This is a genomic window from Ideonella sp. BN130291 (genome assembly GCF_036231905.1).
Taxonomy (GTDB): Bacteria; Pseudomonadota; Gammaproteobacteria; order Burkholderiales; family Burkholderiaceae_C; genus CAMLIZ01.
In genome coordinates this window covers 311,053-319,450 of the sequence record NZ_JAZARE010000008.1, presented here as the reverse complement: position 1 = coordinate 319,450, position 8,398 = coordinate 311,053, and the positions used below count along the sequence as shown (strand labels likewise).

Annotated in this window: 9 protein-coding genes; 5 read left to right on the top strand and 4 right to left on the bottom strand. The window is 69.0% G+C overall.

Annotated elements, in window-relative coordinates; translation table 11 throughout:
- The 5 genes from VPH43_RS18990 to VPH43_RS18970 form a co-directional block, all read left to right on the top strand.
- A partial coding sequence (locus VPH43_RS18990; RefSeq protein WP_328579309.1) for a MotA/TolQ/ExbB proton channel family protein occupies positions 1-328 on the top strand: 328 nt, incomplete at its 5' end.
- Between the two features lie 115 nt (positions 329-443).
- Positions 444-878: an ExbD/TolR family protein gene (locus VPH43_RS18985; protein WP_328579308.1), complete on the top strand. Its 435-nt coding sequence runs from the start codon at positions 444-446 to the stop codon at positions 876-878.
- Between the two features lie 11 nt (positions 879-889).
- Entirely contained in the window at positions 890-1,312 is a 423-nt protein-coding gene (locus VPH43_RS18980) for an ExbD/TolR family protein (protein WP_328579307.1), read from the top strand.
- A 114-nt stretch (positions 1,313-1,426) separates the two neighbouring features.
- Positions 1,427-2,626 carry a hypothetical protein gene (locus tag VPH43_RS18975; RefSeq protein ID WP_328579306.1) on the top strand — a complete coding sequence of 400 codons (1,200 nt, stop codon included), beginning with the start codon at positions 1,427-1,429 and terminating at the stop codon, positions 2,624-2,626.
- A 38-nt stretch (positions 2,627-2,664) separates the two neighbouring features.
- Positions 2,665-3,180 carry a MarR family winged helix-turn-helix transcriptional regulator gene (locus tag VPH43_RS18970; protein ID WP_328579305.1) on the top strand — a complete coding sequence of 172 codons (516 nt, stop codon included), beginning with the start codon at positions 2,665-2,667 and terminating at the stop codon, positions 3,178-3,180.
- Between the two features lie 69 nt (positions 3,181-3,249).
- On the opposite strand, the gene VPH43_RS18965 is transcribed toward VPH43_RS18970, so the two are convergent.
- The 4 genes from VPH43_RS18965 to VPH43_RS18950 are packed head-to-tail and all read right to left on the bottom strand — an operon-like array spanning position 3,250 to position 8,368.
- Positions 3,250-4,416 carry an acyl-CoA dehydrogenase family protein gene (locus VPH43_RS18965; protein WP_328579304.1) on the bottom strand — a complete coding sequence of 389 codons (1,167 nt, stop codon included), beginning with the start codon at positions 4,414-4,416 and terminating at the stop codon, positions 3,250-3,252.
- 12 nt (positions 4,417-4,428) lie between these two features.
- On the bottom strand, positions 4,429-5,259 hold the full coding sequence (locus tag VPH43_RS18960; RefSeq protein WP_328579303.1) for an enoyl-CoA hydratase family protein: 831 nt from the start codon (positions 5,257-5,259) through the stop codon (positions 4,429-4,431).
- An 11-nt stretch (positions 5,260-5,270) separates the two neighbouring features.
- Entirely contained in the window at positions 5,271-6,050 is a 780-nt protein-coding gene (locus VPH43_RS18955) for an SDR family NAD(P)-dependent oxidoreductase (protein WP_328579302.1), read from the bottom strand.
- Positions 6,047-8,368, bottom strand: a complete 2,322-nt coding sequence (locus tag VPH43_RS18950; protein ID WP_328579301.1) for a bifunctional salicylyl-CoA 5-hydroxylase/oxidoreductase — start codon at positions 8,366-8,368, stop codon at positions 6,047-6,049. Before VPH43_RS18950 ends, VPH43_RS18955 begins: the two co-directional genes overlap by 4 nt.
- Positions 8,369-8,398 lie beyond the last annotated feature (30 nt).

Sequence of the window (8,398 nt, the reverse complement as noted above, 5' to 3'; positions counted from 1 at the left end):
CATCCAGAGCCGCCTGTCCGACGGCCTGGCCTTCCTGGCCACCGTGGGCTCCACCGCACCGTTCGTGGGCCTGTTCGGCACCGTCTGGGGCATCTACCACGCGCTGACCGCCATCGGCATCGCCGGCCAGGCCTCCATCGACAAGGTGGCCGGCCCGGTGGGTGAAGCACTGATCATGACCGCCTTCGGCCTGGCCGTCGCGGTGCCTGCGGTGATGGGCTACAACTGGCTGGTTCGCCGCAACAAGGGCGCGCTGGAGCGTGTGCGCGCCTTCGCCGGCGACCTGCACAACGTGCTGCTGGCCGGTTCGGCCAAGGTCGTTCGCTGATTCAAGGGCACCGGCCTGCCTTGCGCCGCTGCGCTGCCCATCGGGTGGGTGCAGCCAGCCGCCTCAACGCAGCAAGGCAGCCGGCCGGAACCCGCACTGAAGTTGGAGAGCCGTCATGGCAATGAACGTCGGAAGCCCCGATAGCGACGAAGAAGAGGTCAACTCCACCATCAACACCACGCCGCTGGTGGACGTGATGCTGGTGCTGCTGATCATCTTCCTGATCACGATTCCCGTGGTCACGCAGTCGATCGCGCTGGAGCTGCCCAAGGAGCGCAACCTGCCCACGCAGACCAAGCCGGAGAACATCCTCCTGGCCGTCAGCAAGGACGGGGACATCTACTGGGGCGTCAAGCTCATCCCCACCATCGACGAGCTGGTGGAGCGGCTGAAGAAGGAATCGGTCAAGGAGCCGCAGCCGGAAGTGCACATCCGCGGCGACCAGGAAGTGCGCTACGAAAGCGTGGGCCGCCTGGTGGTGGCCTGCCAGCGCGCCGGCATCCTCAAGGTCGGTTTCATCACCGAACCGCCGCCGAACGTAGCGCAGTAAGGAGTACTGACATGGCAATGAGCGTAGGTTCCGCGGGCGACGGCGAGGTGATGGTGGACATCAACACCACGCCGCTGATCGACGTGATGCTGGTGCTGCTGATCATGCTGATCATCACCATCCCGATCCAGACCCATGCGGTGAAGATGAACATGCCGGTCGGCCCGAGCGCACCGCCGCCCAAGCCGCCGGAGATCATCCGCATCGACGTGGACTTCGACGGCACCATCGGCTGGAACGGCACCATCGTCGGCACCGATGCCGAGCTGCAGGCCAAGCTGGCCGGCGTGGCCGCCCAGGCCGACCAGCCCGAGGTGCACCTGCGGCCCAACAAGCTGGTGACCTACAAGCACGTGGCCCACGTGATGGCCACGGCCCAGCGCCTGGGTGTCACCAAGATCGGCCTGGTCGGTAACGAGCAGTTCCTGCAGTAATCCCCCAAGGGGCCTGCGCCGTTTTGACGGTGGCACGCCCCTTTTCCCTTTTTTGAGGCCCGCATGATCCACACGTCCTTGCGCCTTCTCCCCGCCGCTCTGCTCGCCGCGGGAATGCTGTTCAACATCGCGCCCGACGGCGCGGTCGGCGTCGCGGCCGCGCAAGCGCAGGCGCAGGCAGTGAAGCCGGACATTGCCAAGGCACTGAAAGCCGCCGCAGACCTGATGCGTGCGGGCAAGTTCAAGGACGCGATGGCCAAGGTGCGTGAGGCCGACGCGGTGCCCGGCAAGACGCCGGCCGAGCAGCTCACCATCGAACGGGCCCGCGGCTCGGCCGCACTCGGCGCCGGGGACTACGACACCGCCGCGCGGGCGTTCGAGCAGGTGCTGGCGTCGGGCAAGCTGCCCGCGGGTGAGGAAGCCAAGATCGCCGAAGCGCTGGCCGGGGCCGAATACCGCGCCGGGCACTATGCCAAGTCGATCCAGTGGGCCCGGAAGGCCGGCAACAGCCCGGCGATGCGCCAGCTGATCGTCCAGGCCTCGTTCCAGTCGGGTGACTTCGCCTCGGTGGCCAAGCAGATGCAGGCCGACGTCTCCGCCGACGAGCAGGCCGGCCGCCGCCCCAGCGACCAGGACCTGCAGCTGCTGGCCAACGCCTACCAGCGCCTGAACAACAACGCCGGCTTCGCCAGCACGGTAGAAAAGCTGCTCGCCTACTACCCCAAGAAGGAGTACTGGGTCGACATCCTCTCGCGCCTGCCGCGCAAGCCGGGCTTCTCCGATCGTTTCGCGCTGGACATCTACCGCCTGCAGATCGCCACCGGCAACATGACCAAGCCGAACGACTTCATGGAAGCCGCCCAGCTGGCCCTGCAAGCCGGCCTGGCCTCCGAAGGCAAGCGCATCGTGGAAAAGGGCTTCTCCACCGGCGTGCTGGGCACCGGGGCGGAAGCGGAACGCCAGAAGCGCCTGCGCGACCTGGCGCTCAAGCAGGAGGCCGAAGCCACCGCCAACATCGAGAAGGAAACCGCCGAGGCGAAGGCCGCGAAGGACGGCAACGGCCTGGTGAAGGTGGGCTACCAGTACGTCACCATGGGCCAGGCCGACAAGGGCCTGGCGCTGATCGAAGAAGGCATCGCCAAGGGCAGCCTGAAGCGCCCGGAGGATGCCAAGCTGCGGCTCGGCCTGGCGCAGATCCAGGCGGGCAAGAAGGCCAAGGGCATCCAGACGCTCAAGAGCGTGCAAGGCACGGACGGTGCCGCCGACGTCGCGCGCCTGTGGGCCATCCAGGCCAACCAGCAACCGCTGTCCTGACCGCCCGCGGGCGGGGCGGCTGCTATACGCTAGCAGGCATGCCGCCCCCCGCCGATCCTGCCGCTGTCGACCCGGTCAGCGTCGACTCCGAAACCCGGGCCACCGCCGACGACCACATGGCCTTGCGCCTGTGGTTGCGGCTGTTGGCCTGCACCAACCTGATCGAAGCGCCCTTGCGCACCCGGTTGCGCACCCAGTTCGACGGTTCCCTGCCCCGCTTCGACCTGATGGCCCAGCTGGACCGCCATCCGGACGGCCTGAAGATGCGCGAGCTGTCGCGCCGGCTCATGGTGACCGGCGGCAACATCACCGGCCTGACCGACAAGCTCGTCGCCGAAGGCCTGGTGGAGCGCCGGGACGACCCGAGCGACCGGCGTGCCTACACCGTGCGGCTCACTGCCGAGGGCAAGCGCCAGTTCCGAACCATGGCCAGGGCCCATGAAGGCTGGGTGGTGGACCTGCTCGGCGGGCTGGCGCCGGCACAGCAGGCCGCGCTGTTCGATCTGCTCGGCGAGCTGAAACGGTCACTGCCGCCTGCAGATCCGCCGGCCTGACACCGCCGCACTCGCGGTGATGAAGTCACCTTGCCGGCGCGCCGCACGCACGCGCCGACGCACGAACCCTCAGGCCGGCGTCTGCGCGACGAGATCGCGGCCGATGATCAGGCGCTGCACCTCGGTGGCGCCTTCGTAGATGCGCAGCGCGCGGATCTCGCGGTAGAGCGACTCCACTGCCGAGCCGCGCTGCACGCCGCGGCCGCCGTGCAGCTGCAGCGCGCGGTCGATCACGCGTTGCGCGTTCTCGGTGGCCACCATCTTGGCCATCGCCGCCTCGCGCGTGGTGCGGCCACCTTGCACGTCGCGCTGCCAGGCCGCACGATAGGTGAGCAGTGCCGCCGCATCGATGTCGCTCGCCATGTCACCCAGGGTCGCCTGGGTGAGCTGGAAGTCCGCCAGCGCCTGCCCGAACATGCGGCGCTGGCTGGCATGCGCCAGCGCTTCGTCGAGCGCGCGGCGCGCAAAGCCCAGCGCGGCCGCCGCCACCGAGGCGCGGAAGATGTCCAGCGTGCGCATGGCGAGCTTGAAGCCCTCCCCGGCCGCGCCCAGGCGCTGCGCCTTGGGCACGCGGCAGTCGGTGAAGCGCAGGCGCGCCAGCGGATGCGGCGCCATCACTTCGATGCGCTCGGCGATCTCGAAGCCCGGCGTGCCGGCATGCAGCACGAAGGCCGAGATGCCGCGCGTGCCGGGCGCCTCGCCGGTGCGGGCGAACACGCAGTACACGTCCGCGATGCCGCCGTTGGAGATCCAGGTCTTCTCGCCGTTGAGCACGTAGTGGTCGCCCTGGTTCACGGCCTCGCAGGCCATGGCGCCCACGTCCGAGCCGGCCTCCGGTTCGGACAGCGCAAACGCAGCGATCCACTCGCCCGCCGCCACCCGCGGCAGCACCTCCGCCTGCAGTTCGGGCGAACCGGCCAGCGTGATGGCGCCGCTGCCCAAACCCTGCATCGCAAACGCAAAGTCCGCCAGCCCGTCGTGGCGGGCCAGGGTTTCGCGGGCGATCACCAACGAGCGTGAATCCACCGCCTCCAGCGCGCCGCCATGCGCCTTGGGCACGCAGTAACGCAGGAAACCGGCTTGCCCGAGCGCACGCACCAGCTGCCGGCAGCTTGCGTCCGTCTCCTCATGGTTCACATGCTGGAGTTCGCGCGCGCCCCAGGCGTCCAGCGCGGCGGCCAGCGCACGGTGGCCGTCATCGAAGAACGGCAGCTGCAGGTGGGACAGGCGTGACATCGGGGCTCCGGCTCAATGACCCTCGAAGCGCGGCGCCTGCTTGGCGGCAAACGCATCGAAGGCGCGCTTGAAGTCCTGCGTCAGCATGCACAGCGCCTGCGCCTGCGCTTCGCTCTCGATCATCTCCTCGATGCCCATGGCCCACTCCTGGTTCAGCATGGTCTTGGTGATGGTGTGCGCGAACCACGGCCCGTCGGCCAGTTGCCGCGCCATCGCCTGCGCCGCCGGCAGCAGCGCCTCCGGCGCATGCAGGGCATTGAAGAAGCCCCAGGCGGCGCCCTCTTCCGCGCTCATGCTGCGCCCGCTCATCAGCAGCTCGGTGGCCCGGCCCTGGCCGATCACGCGTGGCAGCAGGCCGCAGGCGCCCATGTCGGCACCGGCCAGGCCCACGCGGGTGAAGAGGTAGGCCGTCTTCGCACGCGGCGTGCCCAGCCGGAGATCGGCCGCCAGGGCCACCATGGCGCCGGCACCGGCACAAATGCCGTCGATGGCGGCCACCACCGGCTGCGGCGCCCGCTTGATCGCCTTCACCAGGTCGCCGGTCATGCGCGTGAACTGCAGCAGCTGCGGTGCGGCCATGCGGGTGAGCGGCTCGATGATCTCGAACACGTCGCCGCCGGAGCAGAAGTTGCCGCCCGCGCCCTGGATGACCACGCAGCGCACGTCGCTGGCGTAGACGAGCGCGCGGAACAGGTCGCGCAGCTCGGCGTACGACTCGAAGGTGAGCGGGTTCTTCTTCTCCGGCCGGTTCAGCGTGATGGTGGCCACCCGGCCATCGTCGCTGCACTGCCAGCCGAAGTGGCGCGCCGCATAGTCGCGCAGCGGGCGTTTGTCGTCGTGCATGGAGGTCTCCGTCACATGATCTCGCCACCGGCCACGGCGATCGCCTGGCCGGTGATGGAAGCGCTCTCGTCGAGGCACAGCCACAGCACGCTGTGCGCCACTTCCGCCGGCTGCACCAGGCGGCCTTGCGGATTGTGCTGGGCCAGGGCGGCACGGGCCGACACTTCGCCCTGCCCGGTCTTGGCCACGATGTTGTGCACTGCATCGTCCAGCAGCGGCGTGTCGGTGTAGCCAGGGCACACCGCGTTCACCGTCACGCCCTTGCGCGCCAGCTCCAGCGCCAGCGCCCGCGTGAAGCCCACCACCGCATGTTTGGCCGCGCAATAGGCGCTCACATAGGCATAGCCGGTGAGGCCGGCCGTGCTGGCCACGTTCACGATGCGCCCGCCGCCGGCTTGCAGCATGCCCGGCAGCACCGCGTGGCTGCAGTGCACCGTGCCCATCAGGTTCACGTCGAGCATCTCACGCCAGTGCGCCGGGTCGCTCTTGAGAAAGGGCTGGCTGCGCGCCTGGCCGGCGTTGTTCACCAGCAGGGTGACGGGGCCGCGCGTGTGCTGCGCCTGGCCCACGCACTGGCGCACCTGCGCCTCATCGGACACATCGGCCACGCACACCGCATGGCGCTCCGGCTGCGGCAGGCGTTCGCGCGTGGCCTGCAACGCGGCCTCGCGCCGGCCCAGCAGCGTGACGTGCGCGCCGGCCTCGGCCAGCGCCAGGGCCACGGCGGCACCGATGCCGCTGCCGGCGCCGGTCACCAGCGCATGGCGGCCTCGCAAGGGTTCGCTCGTCATGCCCCAGGCGCCTGGTAGTGGCGGCGCAGGTTGGTCTCGTACTGGCGCCGGCCCGACTGGTACTGCGGCGGCCAGGCCAGGCCGTCGTAGCCGATGCGGGCCGCTTCGTGCAGCGTCCAGGCCGGGTCGGCCAGGTGGGGCCGCGCGACGGCGCACAGGTCGGCGCGACCAGCCGCAATCACCATGTTGGCATGGTCGGCTTCGAAGATCGCGCCCACGGCCACCGTGGGGATGCCCACCTCGTTGCGGATGCGGTCGGCGAACGGCGTCTGGTACATGCGGCCGTACTGCGGCTTGTCGTCGGGCCACACTTGGCCGGAGGAGCAGTCGATCAGGTCGGCGCCCGCGTCCTTGAAGGCCTGTGCCATCGCCACCGCATCGTCGGCGGTGTTGCCGCCGGGGAACCAGTCGTGGCAGGACAGCCGCACCGAGATCGGCTTGTCCTGCGGCCACACGGCACGCACCGCGGCAAACACCTCCAGCGGATAGCGCAGGCGATTGGCAAGCGAGCCGCCGTAGTCATCGGTGCGCCGGTTGGTCAGCGGCGACAGGAAGCTCGACAGCAGGTAGCCATGCGCGCAGTGCAGCTCCAGGATGTCGAAGCCGGCCTCGGCGCCCATGCGGGCCGCGCGCACGAACTCGGCAGTCACCCGATCCATGTCGGCGCGGCTCATCTCGCGCGGCACCTGCGACTGCGGCAGGTAGGGCAGCGGCGAGGCGGAGACCAGCGGCCAGGCCTGCGTGTCATCCAGCGGCTCGTCGATGCCCTGCCAGGCCACACGGGTGGCGCCCTTGCGGCCGGCATGGCCAAGCTGCAGGCCCACCTTGGCCGGTGTGTTGGCGTGGATGAAGTCCACGATGCGCTTCCAGGCCTGCACATGCTCGGGCGCATACATGCCGGCGCAGCCGGGCGTGATGCGCGCGTCGGCCGACGGGCAGGTCATCTCGGTGTACACCAGCCCGGCGCCGCCCATGGCGCGCGCGCCCAGGTGAACCAGGTGGAATTCACCCGCCACGCCGTCCTGTGCGGAGTACATCGCCATCGGCGACACGATCACCCGGTTGAGCAGCGTGAGCCCGCGCACGGTGAGCGGGGTGAACATCGGTGGCGGCGGCACGTCGTCGGGCCTCAGGTGCATGCCCGCGCGCAATGCGAACCAGCGTTCGTAGCCCTGCAGCCAGGCGGCATCGCGCACCCGCAGGTTCTCGTGCGAGATGCGCTGTGAGCGCGTGAGCATGGAGTACATGAACTGCTCGGGCTCCAGCTGGTCGGCATACCGCCGGCCGACCACCTCGAACCACTCCATCGCGTTCCAGGCCGCGTTCTGCAGGCGCAGCACGTCGATGGCGCGCACGGCCTGGTACTGCCGCAGCACCTGCGGGATGTGCTCCACCGTGTCGCCCACTGCCTTGAACTGCTGCACCAGCTCGATCGCATCCTCCAGCGCGAGCTTGGTGCCCGAGCCGATGGCGAAGTGCGCGGTATGCACCGCGTCGCCCATCAGCACCACATGGCTGCGGCCATTGAAGTGGGACCACTGCTCGCACTTGATGCGCTGGAAATTGAGCCACGCAGAGCCGCGCAGATGGCGTGCATTGCTCAGCAGTTGGTGGCCGTCGAGGTGATCCTTGAACAGCTGTTCGCAGAAGGCGATGGAAGCGTCGGTGTCGGCGCGGTCCAGGCCGTGCGCCTTCCACACATCTTCGGGTGTCTCGACGATGAAGGTCGTGGTCTTGTCGTCGAACTTGTAGACGTGGGCCTGGAACCAGCCGTGCTCGGTGCGTTCGAACAGGAAGTTGAAGGCGTCGAACAGCTTGGTGGTGCCCAGCCAGATGTAGCGGTTGGGCCGCGTCACGATGTCGGGCTCGAACACGTCGGCGTACTTCTGGCGGATGCGCGAGTTGATGCCGTCGCTGGCGATGATGAGGTCGGCATCCGGGTACTCGGTGTCCGACTCCACCTCGCGTTCGAACACCAGCTCCACGCCCAGCGCCTCGCAGCGCGCCTGCAGGATGTTGAGCAGCCGCTTGCGGCCGATGCCCACGAAGCCGTGGCCGCCCGAGCGCAGGGTGCGGCCCTTGAAGTGCAGCTCGATGTCGTCCCAGTGGTTGAAGGCCACCTCGATCTCGTTGGCGGTGACCGCGTCCCACTGGCGCATGCGGTCCATGGTGGCGTCGGAGAACACCACGCCCCAGCCGAAGGTGTCATAGGGCCGGTTGCGCTCCACCACGGTGATGTGGTGCGTCGGGTCCAGCTGTTTCATCAGGAGGGCGAAGTACAGGCCGGACGGGCCGCCGCCGATGCAGACGATGCGCATGATGAATCCATTGTGCGGGGAAAATACTTT

Excerpts from the sequence above, each read along its gene's own strand:
- VPH43_RS18985 (WP_328579308.1), top strand. The coding sequence starts at position 444 with ATGGCAATGAACGTCGGAAGCCCCGATAGCGACGAAGAAGAGGTCAAC.
- VPH43_RS18980 (WP_328579307.1), top strand. The coding sequence starts at position 890 with ATGGCAATGAGCGTAGGTTCCGCGGGCGACGGCGAGGTGATGGTGGAC.
- VPH43_RS18975 (WP_328579306.1), top strand. The coding sequence starts at position 1,427 with ATGCTGTTCAACATCGCGCCCGACGGCGCGGTCGGCGTCGCGGCCGCG.
- VPH43_RS18970 (WP_328579305.1), top strand. The coding sequence starts at position 2,665 with ATGCCGCCCCCCGCCGATCCTGCCGCTGTCGACCCGGTCAGCGTCGAC.
- VPH43_RS18965 (WP_328579304.1), bottom strand. The coding sequence starts at position 4,416 with ATGTCACGCCTGTCCCACCTGCAGCTGCCGTTCTTCGATGACGGCCAC.
- VPH43_RS18960 (WP_328579303.1), bottom strand. The coding sequence starts at position 5,259 with ATGCACGACGACAAACGCCCGCTGCGCGACTATGCGGCGCGCCACTTC.
- VPH43_RS18955 (WP_328579302.1), bottom strand. The coding sequence starts at position 6,050 with ATGACGAGCGAACCCTTGCGAGGCCGCCATGCGCTGGTGACCGGCGCC.
- VPH43_RS18950 (WP_328579301.1), bottom strand. The coding sequence starts at position 8,368 with ATGCGCATCGTCTGCATCGGCGGCGGCCCGTCCGGCCTGTACTTCGCC.